Source organism: Bradyrhizobium sp. Kon69 (assembly GCF_055807515.1).
In genome coordinates this window covers 25406-40048 of sequence record NZ_JBVVOS010000015.1, presented here as the reverse complement: position 1 = coordinate 40048, position 14643 = coordinate 25406, and the positions used below count along the sequence as shown (strand labels likewise).

General features: G+C 64.0%; 15 protein-coding genes. 4 read left to right on the top strand and 11 right to left on the bottom strand.

The window, feature by feature from the left end:
• Positions 1–2 precede the first annotated feature (2 nt).
• A complete protein-coding gene (locus tag AC0L3U_RS20385; protein WP_473362954.1) occupies positions 3–710 on the bottom strand; it encodes a glutathione S-transferase in 708 nt (235 codons plus the stop codon).
• Positions 711–788: 78 nt separating this feature from the next.
• On the bottom strand, positions 789–1469 hold the full coding sequence (locus AC0L3U_RS20380; RefSeq protein ID WP_473362953.1) for a lectin: 681 nt from the start codon (positions 1467–1469) through the stop codon (positions 789–791).
• Between AC0L3U_RS20380 and AC0L3U_RS20375 the strand changes: the two genes are divergently transcribed.
• From AC0L3U_RS20375 to AC0L3U_RS20360, 4 genes are all read left to right on the top strand, one after another.
• Complete coding sequence (locus AC0L3U_RS20375; protein ID WP_473362952.1) at positions 1459–2847, top strand: NrtA/SsuA/CpmA family ABC transporter substrate-binding protein; 1389 nt, start codon at positions 1459–1461, stop codon at positions 2845–2847. The two genes, AC0L3U_RS20380 and AC0L3U_RS20375, sit on opposite strands and share 11 nt — an antisense overlap.
• A 182-nt stretch (positions 2848–3029) precedes the next feature.
• Positions 3030–3686, top strand: a complete 657-nt coding sequence (locus tag AC0L3U_RS20370) for an ABC transporter permease (RefSeq protein WP_473362951.1) — start codon at positions 3030–3032, stop codon at positions 3684–3686.
• A gap of 20 nt (positions 3687–3706) precedes the next feature.
• A complete protein-coding gene (locus tag AC0L3U_RS20365; RefSeq protein ID WP_473363061.1) occupies positions 3707–4546 on the top strand; it encodes an ABC transporter ATP-binding protein in 840 nt (279 codons plus the stop codon).
• 88 nt (positions 4547–4634) lie between these two features.
• A complete protein-coding gene (locus AC0L3U_RS20360; RefSeq protein ID WP_473362950.1) occupies positions 4635–5360 on the top strand; it encodes a Crp/Fnr family transcriptional regulator in 726 nt (241 codons plus the stop codon).
• 10 nt (positions 5361–5370) lie between these two features.
• On the opposite strand, the gene atzF is transcribed toward AC0L3U_RS20360, so the two are convergent.
• The 9 genes from atzF to flgB form a co-directional block, all read right to left on the bottom strand.
• The gene (gene atzF, locus AC0L3U_RS20355; protein WP_473362949.1) at positions 5371–6813 is read right to left on the bottom strand and encodes an allophanate hydrolase; all 1443 of its coding nucleotides are present in this window, start codon (positions 6811–6813) and stop codon (positions 5371–5373) included.
• 114 nt (positions 6814–6927) lie between these two features.
• Positions 6928–7932 (bottom strand): Tim44 domain-containing protein, encoded by a 1005-nt coding sequence (locus tag AC0L3U_RS20350; RefSeq protein ID WP_456769158.1) that lies wholly within the window; start codon positions 7930–7932, stop codon positions 6928–6930.
• 282 nt (positions 7933–8214) lie between these two features.
• The gene (gene cckA / locus AC0L3U_RS20345; RefSeq protein WP_473362948.1) at positions 8215–10797 is read right to left on the bottom strand and encodes a cell cycle histidine kinase CckA; all 2583 of its coding nucleotides are present in this window, start codon (positions 10795–10797) and stop codon (positions 8215–8217) included.
• A gap of 154 nt (positions 10798–10951) precedes the next feature.
• Positions 10952–12031: a flagellar biosynthesis protein FlhB gene (gene flhB, locus AC0L3U_RS20340; RefSeq protein WP_027518912.1), complete on the bottom strand. Its 1080-nt coding sequence runs from the start codon at positions 12029–12031 to the stop codon at positions 10952–10954.
• 11 nt (positions 12032–12042) lie between these two features.
• Positions 12043–12813 carry a flagellar biosynthetic protein FliR gene (fliR, locus tag AC0L3U_RS20335; protein WP_456769155.1) on the bottom strand — a complete coding sequence of 257 codons (771 nt, stop codon included), beginning with the start codon at positions 12811–12813 and terminating at the stop codon, positions 12043–12045.
• Positions 12814–12830: 17 nt separating this feature from the next.
• Positions 12831–13094, bottom strand: coding sequence for a flagellar biosynthesis protein FliQ (gene fliQ, locus AC0L3U_RS20330; protein WP_007612284.1), 264 nt, complete (start codon positions 13092–13094; stop codon positions 12831–12833).
• Between the two features lie 173 nt (positions 13095–13267).
• On the bottom strand, positions 13268–13576 hold the full coding sequence (gene fliE / locus AC0L3U_RS20325) for a flagellar hook-basal body complex protein FliE (RefSeq protein WP_007612285.1): 309 nt from the start codon (positions 13574–13576) through the stop codon (positions 13268–13270).
• A gap of 16 nt (positions 13577–13592) precedes the next feature.
• Positions 13593–14018 (bottom strand): flagellar basal body rod protein FlgC, encoded by a 426-nt coding sequence (flgC, locus tag AC0L3U_RS20320; protein ID WP_027567607.1) that lies wholly within the window; start codon positions 14016–14018, stop codon positions 13593–13595.
• A gap of 18 nt (positions 14019–14036) precedes the next feature.
• Positions 14037–14441, bottom strand: a complete 405-nt coding sequence (gene flgB, locus AC0L3U_RS20315) for a flagellar basal body rod protein FlgB (protein ID WP_027518914.1) — start codon at positions 14439–14441, stop codon at positions 14037–14039.
• Positions 14442–14643 lie beyond the last annotated feature (202 nt).

Here is a 14643-nt window from a genome sequence, read left to right as displayed (position 1 = left end):
GGCTAACCATCCAATTCGCGGTAGCGGCGGAAGATGCCCTGCTCGTTGAAGGAAATACGGCGCTCGCTTTCGAGATAAGCCTTGATGTTCGGGCGCGCCGACACGCGGTCGTGCAGGCCGACGAGGGCCGGTATATCTGTCTCGAACGCCTTCATCCGCTTCGGAAACGCATAGCGCAGCCCCGCGACGAGCTGGAACAACGAGAGATCGACATAGGTCAGCCTGCGGCCGGTGACATAGGCGCCGCCATTGTCCTGAAGGAGCTGTTCAAAATAGCCGAGATATTTCGGCACGCGCTCGCCCCAGAAGTCGGCGGTGCGCTTCTTCGCCGGCGGTTTCTGATCTTCGTAGTAGAGCGAGGGCCCGAGCGGGTGATGGGTGTCGTGAATCTCGACCACGAAATCGGCGATCGTCAGCTGGAGCTGATGCACCCAGAGTTGCGCCGCCTCCGACTTCGGGGCAAGGGCGTGGCGGGCGCCGAGATAGAGCAGGATGTTCGCGGTCTGGCCGATGACGAGCTTGCCGGCTTTGAGGAACGGCGGCGCAAAGGGCGGCGTACCCTTGTGCGCGTCCATCATCTTCATCATCGCAGCTGTGCCGCGTGGGCCGCGCGCCACGTCGACGTAAGCCGCGCCCGCCTCCTCCAGCGCCAGCCGCACATATTCACCGCGGCCCTGGATCTCGGGCCAATAATAGAGCTCGTATTTCATGGAAACTGTCCGTGATCGCGTGGTGGCGAGTGTAGCACGCAATCACGAACGCCATGACGGCGGAGCGAGTTCCGCGTCTCAATTCGACGCGAAGCAATACAGCAGGCCGTCGCCGCCGGTGCTCTTCAGATCGGCCTGCGAGCAGCCGCCGTCGGGCCCGCGCGAGGGATGCGAGCTGTTCCACGATTTCGACGGCTCGTCATCGCGCAGGCCTTGACGGTCGGCGTGGCCGACAACCGCCGCGCCTTGCGTGCTCGACGTCCAGTTCTTGCAGGTTTTGTCGTCACCCGCGGGGAATGCGGTGCCGTCGGCTTGCGAACCGGTGAGGATGTCGTGCCGGTTCGGCGTGTCGCCGCGGCCGTTGATGACCTCGCCCTTCTCGCTCAGCGTGGTCTGCTTGGTGAGGTTGTTGGCCGCGCCGTGCAAGTCGGCAACGTCCTTGGCGATTGCAGCGCCCTTGGCGTTCTGCCACGGTCCCTTGCCGATGCGGTCGCGCGCGTTGACGGCCGGCTTGCCGTCGGCGGCCTGGGTCGAAAGATAAGCGCGCCAGGTCTTACTGCCGGCGCCGCCGGCCTGGGCCAGCTTCTGGCACTGCGCATCGGCCCCCTCCAGGCCGCCGAGATCGGCGCCCTTGCCAGGACCGTTGGACGTCACGAAGAACGTCATGTCGGCCGACTGCGCCTGCGCCGATGGCGCTGCCAGCAAGGCCGCGGCGAGCGCGAGCCCTGAAATCGTCACGGATCTCTCAATGCGGATCATCCTGTCCTCCCTTTGTGTTGTCGTTGGCCGCCAGATTTCAACCCGACGCAGCCCCGCTTATTCCGATGCCGCGATGCGAGACCCCCAAAAGAAAAAGGCTCCGTGCAAGAAGCACGATGCCCTGGTTATTTCATGTCGCCTGCGATCAGTTGGTCGGCGGGATCGCCGACGATTCCCAGCCGCTTCCCGACTGCCATGTCGATTAATTGCTTCCCGGAACAATGGTGCCGGGCGAGCATACCAAATGGGCCGGTCCGCAAGTGATCGTCCAGGGGAGGACGCGGGGGACTGTGGCGGGACCGTTCAGGGCGGTATCCGCGATCACATCGGGGCTGCGCTGGGCGCGGCGCAAGGGGAGATCGTCATGCACCGGACCACCATCCGCCCAATCACGGCAATTGCCGGCCGTGCCATGCTTTGCTGCCTTGCCGTCGGTCTTGCCATCGGTCCGAACTGCGCCTCGGCCGCGGAATTGCTCAAGGCCCGGCTTGCGCAAAACCTCGGGCCGATCTCCGGCCTTGCGATCGTCGCCAAATCGAAGGGAATTTTCGAAAAGAACGGACTGGACATCACGGTCTCGAACTTCACGTCCGGCAAGCAGTGCCTGGACACGGTGATCGGGGGCGGCGCCGACATCGCGACGACGGCCGAGGCGCCGGTCACCGCTTCGGCGATGGCAAACCAGCCCATCGCCTTCGTCGCCGGGATGGAATATTCCGATCTCAAGACGCTGGTCGCGGCCAAGGCCGGCATCAAGACCAAGGAAGATCTTCGCGGCAAGCGAATAGCCTTCACTGCCGGCACCGGCAGCGAGGTTTACACGGCGACCTTGCTGAAGTCGGTGGGATTGACGCCCAAGGATGTCACCCTCGTCAATCTGCGGCCGCAGGAGATGCTGCCGGCACTTGCAGCCGGAAGCATCGACGCGTTCGACACCTGGGAGCCCCACGTCGCCAACGCGAAGAAGGCCCTGGGCGAAGCCGTTACTGAGGTCGATACAAAGGGCACCTACTCCGAGACGTTCAATATCGTCGTCATGAAGTCCTATCTGGACGCCAACCCCGTGCTGGTTGAGAAATTCATCGCCGCACTGATCGATGCCGAGATCTGGATGAAGGCACACCCGGATGAAGCAATCACGACAGTGTCGGATGCGGTTGGAATGAAGCGGGACGACCTCGCCCCGATCTGGGCCGACTATGTTTACCGGGTGCGTCTCGACGACCGGCTGATCGAGATTCTGAAGACCCACTCCGCATGGCGCCTCGAGAGCGGCAACCATCCTCCGGGAGCGGCGATGCCCGACTTCAGCAAGGTCGTTGTCACCGAGCCACTGAAAAAGGTCGATCCCGCACGCGTCACCCTGTCGTGGAAATAGACACCCGCGCGGCCATGCAGCAAGCCACTTCAGCAGGACGCGATATTGCCATCCGCATTGGCGGTCGCGCTCGGCGGCCGAATTCAGTTCGGCTTCGCCGCCTCAATATTCTGGTCGGGGCGCTTTCGCTTCCCTTGTTCATTGGGCTCTGGGAACTAATCTCTCGTTCCGGGACCGTCAACATGGTGCTGTTTCCGCCGCCGACGGTGGTTGCTGCGGCCGTGCTTGAATGGATACGAAGCGGACAGTTCTTTAGCGATCTGTTGGCCAGCCTCTTTCGCGTCACCACGGGATTCATCATAGGCGGCGCGCTCGGCATCCTGCTCGGTGTTCTCACCGGCCAATTCCCCGGTATCTCAAGCTTGCTGTTCCCGCTGTTCCATATCTTGCGGCCGATTCCGCCGATTGCGTTCGTGCCGATCGTTATCCTCTGGTTCGGCCTGTCGGAGGCGGGCAAATTGTTCCTCGTCGTATGGGGCGTATTCTTCACGGTATGGCTTTCGACTCACATCGGCGTGCAGAAGGTCGACCGTGGCCTTATTCGGGCGGCGTTGATGCTCGGCACGCCCCGACGCCAGATGCTGCAGGAGATCGTGCTGCTGGGCGCGCTTCCCTACATTGTGGTCGGGTTGCGCACCGCCGTCAGTATCTCCTTCTACACGCTTGTCGCGGCTGAACTGGCCGGCGCTTTCGCCGGCATTGTCTACAGGATCGAGATTGCGCAGCAGAATTTGCAAACGGGCCAGGTCATGGGCGGGCTCGCAGCGCTCGGGTTGATGTCGTTCATAGCCGACCGGCTGTTTGCGGCTCTTGCCGAACGCATCGTCTGGTGGCGCTGATGTCGGGATCTCGATCGGGCATGAAACTGGCGCTGGCAAGTTCGCCTGCCTCCGTCGAATCGGCGCGGAAACAACCGGCCATTCAAGTCTCGAACCTGAGCATCGTTTTCGACACCAAGCGCGGGCAGATCATCGCGGTCGATCGCGTTTCGTTTGACGTGGCGCCCGGCGAGTTCGTTTGCATCGCCGGTCCCTCCGGCTGCGGCAAGTCGACGGTGCTCAATACGATCGCCGGGCTGGAAGTGCCGTTCGAAGGCGAGATCCTGGTCGAGGGCGCGCCCGTCTACAGTCCGCGTCCCGATGTCGGCATGGTGTTCCAGCAGCCGCATCTCTTCCCCTGGAAGTCCGTCCGCAGCAACATCGCCCACGGTCCCAGGATGCTCGGGAAGTCCAGGACGGAAGCGTATGCCATCGCCGACGATCTGATCTCGATGGTCGGCCTCAAGCGTTTCGCCGACGCTTATCCGAACACGCTGTCCGGCGGCATGCAACAGCGCGTGGCGATCGCACGAGCGCTGGCCAATCAGCCCCGTGTGCTGCTGATGGACGAGCCCTTCGGAGCGCTCGACGCGCAGACCCGCGCGGTGATGCAAGACAATCTGCTGGCGCTGCGCGACCGGATCAAGGCGACAATCGTATTCGTGACGCATGACATCGATGAAGCCATCGTGCTGGCCGACCGCGTTCTCATCATGAGCGCGGGACCCGGCCGCATCCTGCGCGAAGTCGCGGTCAAGCTGCCGCGCCCACGGTCGAGTTCTGTCATGGTCGAGCCAGCTTATCTGTCGCTCAAGAAGGATTGTCTCGACGTCATCCGCGCAGAAGGGTTGCGGGCGTTCAATCAGTCGGACGCGGACTGACGACGCGGAGCCCGCGGGTCTGAGGCGACGCAGCGGGCTGGCATGGTTCTTGAATAGTCGATGCCGGGTCTCACCTGCGGAGCCGGCCATGCACAGGGCGAACAGCGCGATAGCGGCAGGTGTGATGCTCGCGGAGTCGGACGATCTCGTCAGACCGCTGGCCGGCTTGCTGGATGGTCTCAACCGGGCTGATTGCAATCGCTTGCGTGCGATCGGACGCGAAAAGATCCTGCAAGCCGGCCAACTGGTTTGGTCTCAGGGCGACGCACAGGCCGGGATCTACCTGATCAGCGAGGGACGCATACGCAGCTACTATGCTGCACCGTCGGGGCGCGAAGTCACGCTCGCCTATTGGTTTCCCGGCAACTTCGTCGGCGGGCCCGACATATTCGGGACGGGCCCGCACATGTGGACATCGGTTGCGGCCGAGCGCAGCCGATTGACGTTCATGCCCGGACCGGCACTGCGGCGGCTTGCGCTGGAATCGCCGACGATTGCCGTCGCCTTGCTGGATGCCCTCGCATTCAAGGCGCGATGCTATTCGGCGATGGCCCAGATGCTGGGGACGCGCTCGGTGACCGAGCGGCTGCACAGCCTGCTGATCTTCCTGTCGCACGTCTACGGCGTGAAGCGCGACAACGAGGTCGTCGTCGGCATGCCGTTCACCCACGGTGATCTCGCCAATCTCATCGGATCCACCCGCCAATGGGTGACCGTGCAACTCGCGCGGCTCCAGGACGAAGGCGTGATCAGATACGAAAGATCCGTGATTTCGATTCTGGATGTTTCTACGCTCGGGCAGGCGATCGGATAATGTCCGCCCTTTAGCCGCCAGACTTCAACTCGAACGCCGATCCGTCTGCGCCGGCCTCGAACCGCCGCGCCAGTCCGATCAGCGCGCGATCGTGCCAGGCCGGCGCCAGCAGGGTCACGCCCATGGGCATGCCGCTTGGCAATTTCGCATTCGGAACGGCGACGCCGCAGAGATCGAGTAGATTGGCAAAGTACGAGTAGTAGCCCAGACGATTGTTGAGGGTGATCGGATCACGATTCATCTCCTCCAGTGTGAACGGCCGCGGTGCAGTCGGAACCACCAGGGCATCGATGCCGGCAAAGATTGCTTCGGCGTCGCGGCGAAGCCGGTGCAGCCGGTGAATGGCGCCAAACGTGTCGATCGCCGAATAGCCGGCGGCTGAGCCCAGCACGGTCCTCGTGACATCAAGCAAGGCGCCGGATTCGACGTCAATGAGCGAAGCGATGGCAGAGTGCCGCTCCGCGACCCAGGGACCGCTGAACATCAACTCCCCGGCCTGGCGGAATGGGGCGAAGTCCACCTCGATCGCCGTTCCTCCGATATGGGCAAGACGTTCGCAGGCGCTCTCGTAGAGTTCGCCGCATTCCGACATGCCGAAGCATTCGAGATCTGCTGGCGCAAGGCGGCCGAACCGGAATGATGCCGCCGCCCCGTTGGCGGGGAAAACGGTTCTGGGCAGGCGGCTGTAGGGATCTTCGAAATCAAACCCTTCGATGATGTCGAGGATTGCCTCGCCGTCGCTGACAGTATTGCAGAATACGGACACGCAATCGATCGTCGGACAATTCGGCACCAGGCCACGTGATGACACCAGCCCAACGGTCGGCTTGATTCCGACGATGTTATTGAACCCGGCAGGTATGCGCCCCGAGCCGCCGGTATCGGTGCCGAGCGCAAAGGCGACGTGCCCGGCCGCCACGGCGACCGCGGACCCGGAACTGGAGCCGCCCGCAACATAGCGCGCATCAGCAACAGACGCGCAGGGGCCATGGGGCGAGCGCACGCCCGACAGGCCTGTGGCGAACTGATCGAGATTGGTCTTCCCGAGGCAAATTGCGCCGGCTGCGGTGAGGCGTTCGACGCTATGCGCAGAATGCCAAGGCGTGTAGCTGAACGCCGGACATGCGGCAGTGGTCGGCATTCCCGCGACGTCGATATTGTCCTTTACACCAAATGGAATGCCGAGCAGCGGAAGATTTTCGCCCGTCCGCGCGCGCGCCACCAGCTTATGGCATTCTTCGAGTGCCTCCTGCCGTGGGCGAAGATAGATCCAGCAATTGCGGTCGCGCTCGGCCTCGATCCGGTCATACGCCGTTCCGATCGCCTCCAGCAGCAGGGACGAACTCCTGGCAATGCCTTCGTAGTTTGTCCTGAGGCGCGCGACACACTGGCTCACGGAATATCTCCTCATCCAACCGGCAGGCGCGAAATTGCGGCAGCTCTGCGCGGCCAACAAGCAATTAAGTGCTTCGCCAAATGGCCACCTGACCGGAAACGTGCCGCTCAAACAAAAAGGGCGCCGTGCCGAAGCACGACGCCCTCGTTTGTCGCTATACGCGCGATCAGATCAGTTGGTCTGCTGGATCGCCGACAATTCCCAGGCGCCGCCCGGACGTCGGGCGAAGGTCCAGACTTCGGTGGCCTCGCCCGGCTGCTCGCTGCCGGCGACAATTGCGCCGGTATTGCGGTCGAGCGTCTTGTCGGTGAGCGCGAAGCGCAGCGCCACCGTCGCGTAATCGGTCTCGCCTTCGCGCCAGGATTCCGCGAGGTCGCCCTGCAACAGCTTCACGCCGCTGACCTTGTTGACGACATTGCGGGCGCGGTTCTGGCCGAGGTCCTGCTCGAAATAGGAGACCATTTCCGGCGTCGCCAGCGTGTGCAGCTTGGCCACGTCCTCGTTGGACCAGGCGGACTGGACGTCGCCGAGCAGGCGCTCGAACGCTTCATAGTCGTCCGGCTTGATCTCGAGCGGCGCGTTGTTGGCGCCGAATCCGAAGCCGCCGCCAAGACCGCCACCAAGACCACTACGGTTGTTCGCCTGAGGTCCCGGACCGGCACCGGCGTCAGCGTTGGCATAGGCCGCCTGCGGGGTGTGGCGGCGCTGCCACCAGGACATCGCCAGCCGAACCACGAGCACCACGAGCACGATCTGGATGATCAGGCCGATGATCGACGATAGGCCGCCGAGACCGCCGAACAGGCCACCGCCGAACAGCATGCCGAGCAGGCCCGCGCCGAGGAAGCCGGCCGCGAGGCCGCCCATAAAGCCGCCGGCACGGCCGAACAGGCCGCCGCGCGCGGGGGCGGCGGCAGCCGAATTCATGCCTGCGCCCGGCTGGGTGTAGGTCCGATTGAACTGCGAGGTCGAGCCCGGCGCGGTCGTGGTCGACGGCGGGGCCGAATAGGTGCGCGAACCGCGCGAACCCGACGACATGCCGCCACCGACGCGCGCGTCGGCGGACGAGATCGCCAGCGCAGTCGGCAGCGCAAGCGCCAGCACGACGGCAATCGTCTTGAAGATGCTGCGGGAGCGTTGCGAGAAATTCATGTTGGTTTCCCAGATCCCCGGCATGGGGACGTGCCCCTAAGATGGGCAGCCTTCCGTAAAAAGGAAGCCACTATCGGAACTTGTGGCTGCGGCCCTCAGTCGCGGGGATGTGGCAAAAGCCCATATTTGGCGGCAGCTTGGCCGGGCGAGCGAAGGAGCCGCGGTCGCGGGTTACCGGTGGCTGTTGAGAGCTTTTTTCTCGTCATTGCGAGCGAAGCGAAGCAATCCAGGCTGTTTCCGCGGAGGCAACTGGATTGCTTCGTCGCTTCGCTCCTCGCAATGACGGAGAACGTGGAGCCCGCGCCCTCACCCCGCCTTCGCCATCGTCTCCTTCACGGCCGCCACGAGCTGGCTCAGCGTGAACGGCTTGGGCAGGAAGTCGAACTGCTGGCCTTCGGGCAGGCTCTTCTCGAACGCGTCTTCCGCGTAGCCGGAGACGAAGATGAACTTGATGTCGGGGTTCTTCTCCCGCATCGCCTTGAGCAGCGTGGGGCCGTCCATCTCCGGCATCACGACGTCGGACACGACGAGATCGATTCCGCCGCTCTGCTCTTCCAGCACCTCCAGCGCCTCGATGCCATTTTCGGCCTCGACCACAGTGTAGCCGCGCGAGCGCAGACCGCGTGCGTTGAGCGCGCGCAGGCCCTCTTCGTCCTCGACCAGCAGGATAGTGCCCTGTCCGGTGAGATCGGTGCGGGGCTTGGCGTCCGCCGTGGACCCAGCTTCCTTCGCGGCACCATTGCTGGCGCCCACGACCGGCGCCGGCTGCTCGACCTGCACCTCCGGCTCGGCATGATGGCGCGGCAGGAAGATCTGGAACGAGGTGCCCTGCCCCGGCTCGGAGTCCACGTAAATGAAACCGCCGGTCTGCTTGACGATGCCATAGACGGTCGAGAGCCCGAGGCCGGTGCCCTTGCCGACCTCCTTGGTCGAGAAGAACGGCTCGAAGATCTTGTCGCGGATGTCGGCGGGAATGCCGGTACCGGTGTCGGCGACCTCGATCCGCACGTAGTCCGCTGCCGGCATGCCCTTGTAGGCCAGCCTGGCCGCTTCCTCGGTGGTGACGTTGGCGGTCCGGATGATCAGCTTGCCGCCGTCGGGCATGGCGTCGCGCGCGTTGACCGCGAGATTGACGATGACCTGCTCGAACTGGGAGACGTCGACCTTGACCGGCCAGAGATCGCGGCCGTGGATGGTCTCGTGCTTGACCTTCTCGCCGATCAGGCGGCGCAGCAGCATGGCGAGGTCGGAGAGCGCATCGCCGAGGTCGAGCACCTGCGGCCGCAGCGTCTGCCGCCGCGAGAACGCCAGCAACTGCCGCACCAGCGTCGCGGCCCGCGTCGCGTTCTGCTTGATCTGCATGATATCCTGGAACGACGGGTCGGTCGGCTTGTGCGCGTTCAGCAGGAAGTCGTTCGCCATCATGATGGCGGAGAGCACGTTGTTGAAGTCGTGGGCGATGCCGCCGGCGAGCTGGCCGACGGTCTCCATCTTCTGCGACTGGTTGATCTGGTTCTCCAGCGCGCGCCGCTCGGTGGTCTCGAGCATGTGCACGATGGCGGCTTCCGCGTCGTTCTCACCCCCGTCGACCGGCGTGACGAAGAACTGGCCCCAGCGCTCCTTGGTTCCTTCCAGCGCGACCTCGACCGGCGCGATGTCGGCCTGATTCTCGGCGGCCTGGTTGATGGCCGCGATCAGCAAATGACGGTCGCGCGAATTGACCGCGCGGAAGATCGACTTGCTGGCGCTGTCGAGCCCCAACGCCTGCCCGAGCTTGGCGTAGCGCGCATTGGCGCGCACGACGTTGCCGCCGCGGTCGACGGTGGCGATCGCCATCGGCGTATGGTCGAAGAAGCGCATGAAGCGCACTTCGGCGGCGCGGTCCGGATCGCTGCGCTCGTCGCGGGCGCGGCTGATCACCAGCGTGCGCGACGGGCCTGGCGCACCGTCGGCGCCGAAGGCGAGCTTGTGATAGAGCCGCACCGGCATGGTCTTGCCGGTACGCATGCGCAGGTCGATGTCAAAGACTTCCGTCTTGACCTCGCCCGGCACCGCCACGATCGCGGTAAGCAGCGAAGCGCCGTCGCCGGAGACGATGTCGGTGAGCTTCAGCCCGCCCGAGCCGATCTCGGCAAGGTCGTAGTCGAGCCAGTTCGCCAGCGTCGCGTTGACATAAGCGAGCTCGCCGGCTGGATTGACCGAGAAGAAACCGCAAGGCGCGTGATCGAGATATTCGATCGCGTGCTGGAGTTCCTGGAACACGTCCTCCTGGCGCTCGCGGTCGCGGGTGATGTCGGCGATCGACCACACCGCGTATCTCGTCTCGCGCTTGCCGGTGCCGAGGGGCCGCACCCGCATGCGCAGCCAGCGGCCCTGGCTGCCGTCATGGCCGGAGATGCGCACCTCTTCCTGCTGCCGCTTGCCTTCGCGCGCGGCTTTCAACAGGCGGAACACCGCTTCGGAGACGTCGGGGTTGCCGATGAAGACGCGCTCCACGGGGCGCACGTCCTGCGGGCCGGCGGCGCCGGTCAGCGTCAGATAGGCCGCATTGGAATAGACCACATGGCCGCGCGGGTCGGTCACGGCGAGGCCGTCGAAGGCGTGATCGGCGATGCGGCCCATCACGGGATCGTCGAGATTGCGATCGACGAAGCGGATGATGCCGGCGGCAAAGGCGAACAGATTGAACAGGCCGACCATCGCCAGCACGGCGAGGATGCCGAGAATATAGGGCTGGGCCTGCGCGCGCCCGAGCGTCATCAAGCCGACGGCAACGGCGACGAGCCCGGCGGCCACCAGCAACACCAGGGCAATGCTGCCCGAGCGCGGCGACGGCTCTTGCGCCGCAACGGGCTCGCGTGTGAGGTCGTGGTCGGTCTCGGCAGTCATCTCAAGCTGGCACAGCCTGTCGGCAGAGAATCAACGCGCTACAGGGCGCGCAGGGTCCTCCCTGCCTGAATCGGACCCGCAGGCGCAAGAGCAGCAGGGGCGAAAGGTACGCTGATTCCCAGATTACGGCCATTTCCAGTACTTTTCAGGGGTATTATTGCCGGCTGGCACCGAATCCGCTCTTCAGACGCATGACGTAGCCGATGACTTCGGCGACCGCATGGTAGTGCTCGGTCGGGATTTCTTCGTCGATCTCGACGGTGGCATAGAGCGCGCGGGCGAGCGGCACGTTCTCGACGATCGGGATGTCGTGCTCGCGCGCGATCTCCCGGATCTTGAAAGCGAGGTTGTCGACGCCCTTGGCGACGCAGATCGGCGCCGACATGCCGCGCTCGTAGGACAGCGCGATCGAATAGTGGGTCGGGTTGGTGATGATCACGGAGGCCTTGGGAACCGCCGCCATCATGCGCTTCTTCGAGCGCTGCTGGCGCAGTTGCCTGAGCTTGCCCTTGATGTGCGGGTCGCCTTCGGACTGCTTGTACTCTTCCTTGATCTCCTGGAGCGACATCTTCTGCCGCTGGAACCAGCTGCGATACTGGAAGAAATAGTCGCCGATGGCGATGATGGCGAGCGCCGCGACCACCGCGGCGAGCAGATGAATGGTCAGGCTGGTGGAGGCGCCGAGCAGGGCGGCCGGATCGAGCCTGACCATCGCCTCCATGCGATGCCGCTCCGGCCACAGGATCACGGTCATGACCGCGCCGAGCACGATCAGCTTGCCGAGACCCTTGAGGAAGTTCGCCGCCGCTTGCTTGCCGAAGATGCGCTTGAGGCCTTCGGCAGGCGACAGCTTGCTGAACTTGGGCTTGAGGGATTCGGCCGACCAGACCAGGCGGTGCTGCAGCACGTTACCGGCAATTGCCGCCAGTACCAGCATCAGCAGCGGCACGCCCACCGCCGCGAGCACCGCGACTTCGATCTGCTGCATCAGGGCGAGCAGAGCCCTGCCGTCGGTCTTGATCATCCAGGAATTGGCGAGCAGGTTGCGCATCGGCGCCAACAGCCCGCTACCGACCGATCCCGAGAAGCTCGAGACCACGAGCGTGGCGCCCGCGATCATGAACCAGGTGTTGATCTCCTGGCTCTTGGCGACGTCACCGCGTTCGAGCGCCTCTTCGAGACGTTTTTGCGTCGGGTCTTCTGTTTGACTCTCTGGATCGTTGTCTTCCGCCATCGATCACCCGGTCACTTGAGTGGCATCATCTGGTGCATGACACCGATGAAATAGTCGAGATAGGTGCCCATCATCGCCGTGAGCACGACGGCGAGCACCAGGAAGCCGGCGAAGATCGAGAGCGGCACGCCGACGAAATAGACCTGCATCTGCGGCATCAGCCGCGCCAGCACGCCGAGCCCGATGTTGAAGACGAGGCCGAACACCAGGAACGGGCCGGAAAGTTGCAAGCCCAGGCGGAATGCGGCGGCAAAGGCGCGCGTCGCCAGCGCGGCGACATCGGCGCTCGACACGGTCTCGCCCGGCGCGAAGATCGTGTAGCTGTCGTTCAGCGCCGCGATCACCAGATGATGACTATCCGTGGCGAACAGCAGTGTCACCCCCAGTATCGTCAGGAAGTTACCGACCAGCACGCCCTGCTGTCCCTGCGTCGGATCGACCGAGGTGACGAAGCCGAGCCCCATCTGCTGCGCGATCACGGAACCGGCGACCTGCAGCGCCGACAATGTCACCCGCGCGGTCGCCCCCAGCACGATGCCGATCACGATCTCATGCAGCATCAGGACCAGCAGCGGCGCGATCGAGCCCATGTCGACCTGATAGGCGTTGCGATGCAGCGGCAGGATGATCAGCGTGAGCAGCAGCGCGATCGACAGTTTGATCCGTGTCGGGATATTGGTCTCGCCCAGGCCCGGCAACAGCATCACCATCGCGCCGACCCGGGCAAAGGCGAGCATGAAGGAGGCGGCAAGCGCCGGCAGCAGCGAGACGTCGATGCGCATGACGGGCGCATAGTGCCTCAGCCGCCGATGATTCGCGACGATATCCGCAGCATGTGGGAATGCAGCGCGTCGGCCATGAACGGCAAGGCCAACAGCATTGTGGCAAAGATGGCCAGGATCTTCGGCACGTAGATCAGCGTCTGCTCCTGGATCTGCGTCAGCGCCTGGAACAGCGACACGACGACGCCGACCACGAGGCCGACCACCATCAGGGGCGACGACACGATCACGATGGTCCAGATCGCATCACGCGCGACGTCGAGGGTTTCCGGTCCGGTCATTTTGCAGTTCCTTTGTCTTATTCCTCGCCTCCCACCGCTCTTGCGAGCGATGCGAAGGCCTATCCCCCGTCATTGCGAGCGTAGCGAAGCAATCCAGACTGCCGCTGCGGAAAGACTCTGGATTGCTTCGCTGCGCTCGCAATGACGGTTGGGGCGGGCGCGAGCGCCAAAAATCAGATCGGCATCTTCATGATGTCTTCATAGGCCGCGATCACGCGGTCGCGGACCGAGACCAGCGTGGACACGGCAACATCGGTGTCTGCCACCGCCGTCACCACGTCCATCACGTTGGCCTTGCCGGCGGCCATCGCCACCGTCTGCGCATCGGATTTGCGGCCGGACTCCAGGACGCTGCCGACAGTGTCTTTCAGAAGCGAGGCGAAGGACTGCCCGCTCGGCTCGCTGCCCTTGCCGGCACCGCTGTTCTCCAGCACGCGGGCAAGGTTTGCATAGGCGTTGGCGGCAATTGTCGGTGTTGCCATGATTCAAATGTCCTGTTCAGCTTTTGAGGATGTCGAGGGTGCGCTGGATCATCCGGCGCGTCGCGCTGATGATGTTGAGATTGGCTTCGTACGACCGCTGCGCGTCGCGCATGTCGGTCATCTCGACCACCGAGTTCACGTTGGGATATTTGACGTTGCCGGTCGCATCCGCTGCCGGATTGTTCGGCTCGTATTTGGTGCGGAAATTGGACTGGTCGGGCTTGATCCTGCCGAGGGTGACGACCTGCGCGTCGAGTGTACGGTCGAGCGCGGAGGAGAAGGTCGGCACCTTGCGCCGGTAGGGATCGCCGCCGGCGCTTTGTGAGGTCGAATCCGCGTTCGCGATGTTCTCGGAGATCACCCGCATGCGCCCGGCCTGCGCCCGCAGACCGGAGGTCGCGATAGCCATCGAACGGGCAAAGTCGCTGCTGTCATTCGCCATGATGCGCTTCCTCTAGCTCTAGCCTTTGCCGATCGCGGTCTTGAGCAGGTGCAGGCTCTTCGAATAGAGCGAGGTCGCCGCCGCATAATCCATCTGGTTGCTGGCGGCCTTCATCATCTCCTCTTCGAGATTGACGGCGTTGCCCGCGGGGCGGGTCTCAAAACCCGCATTCTTGTTCTGGTCGAATCCGGAGGCCGCGCCTGACGGCGCCATGTGGGAACCGCTGGTGCGGGTAAGCGCCAAGGGGCCCATCGAACCCGTAACGGCCCCGGCCTTGTCCAGCTTCGGCTCGACCAAGTCGCGCGGCCGGAATTTGGGCGTGTCGGAATTGGAGACGTTCTCGGACAGGACGCGCTGGCGCTCCTGGTGCCATTGCATCTTGGTGCGAAGCGCCGAGAGCACCGGAAGATCGTTGATGGACATCGTTGCGGCTCCTTCCGCCTCGCAGGACCCAGGTCCGAAGCTAGGCAGAATTTGCCGCCTGTATGGTTAACAGCTGGTTAAGGAGGTCGCAGGCAGTTGTCCCCCGCCGGGACACGGATGCGCGCGCCCCGTGATTCTACGCCTCCAAAAGCGGCATTAACCCAACCGCTTGGCGGCGCGTGCACAGGCCAAGAAGTCGTTT

Excerpts from the sequence above, each read along its gene's own strand:
- AC0L3U_RS20385 (WP_473362954.1), bottom strand. The coding sequence starts at position 710 with ATGAAATACGAGCTCTATTATTGGCCCGAGATCCAGGGCCGCGGTGAA.
- AC0L3U_RS20375 (WP_473362952.1), top strand. The coding sequence starts at position 1,459 with ATGCGGATCATCCTGTCCTCCCTTTGTGTTGTCGTTGGCCGCCAGATT.
- AC0L3U_RS20380 (WP_473362953.1), bottom strand. The coding sequence starts at position 1,469 with ATGATCCGCATTGAGAGATCCGTGACGATTTCAGGGCTCGCGCTCGCC.
- AC0L3U_RS20370 (WP_473362951.1), top strand. The coding sequence starts at position 3,030 with ATGGTGCTGTTTCCGCCGCCGACGGTGGTTGCTGCGGCCGTGCTTGAA.
- AC0L3U_RS20365 (WP_473363061.1), top strand. The coding sequence starts at position 3,707 with ATGAAACTGGCGCTGGCAAGTTCGCCTGCCTCCGTCGAATCGGCGCGG.
- AC0L3U_RS20360 (WP_473362950.1), top strand. The coding sequence starts at position 4,635 with ATGCACAGGGCGAACAGCGCGATAGCGGCAGGTGTGATGCTCGCGGAG.
- AC0L3U_RS20350 (WP_456769158.1), bottom strand. The coding sequence starts at position 7,932 with ATGCCGGGGATCTGGGAAACCAACATGAATTTCTCGCAACGCTCCCGC.
- cckA (WP_473362948.1), bottom strand. The coding sequence starts at position 10,797 with ATGACTGCCGAGACCGACCACGACCTCACACGCGAGCCCGTTGCGGCG.
- flhB (WP_027518912.1), bottom strand. The coding sequence starts at position 12,031 with ATGGCGGAAGACAACGATCCAGAGAGTCAAACAGAAGACCCGACGCAA.
- fliR (WP_456769155.1), bottom strand. The coding sequence starts at position 12,813 with ATGCGCATCGACGTCTCGCTGCTGCCGGCGCTTGCCGCCTCCTTCATG.
- fliQ (WP_007612284.1), bottom strand. The coding sequence starts at position 13,094 with ATGACCGGACCGGAAACCCTCGACGTCGCGCGTGATGCGATCTGGACC.
- fliE (WP_007612285.1), bottom strand. The coding sequence starts at position 13,576 with ATGGCAACACCGACAATTGCCGCCAACGCCTATGCAAACCTTGCCCGC.
- flgC (WP_027567607.1), bottom strand. The coding sequence starts at position 14,018 with ATGGCGAATGACAGCAGCGACTTTGCCCGTTCGATGGCTATCGCGACC.
- flgB (WP_027518914.1), bottom strand. The coding sequence starts at position 14,441 with ATGTCCATCAACGATCTTCCGGTGCTCTCGGCGCTTCGCACCAAGATG.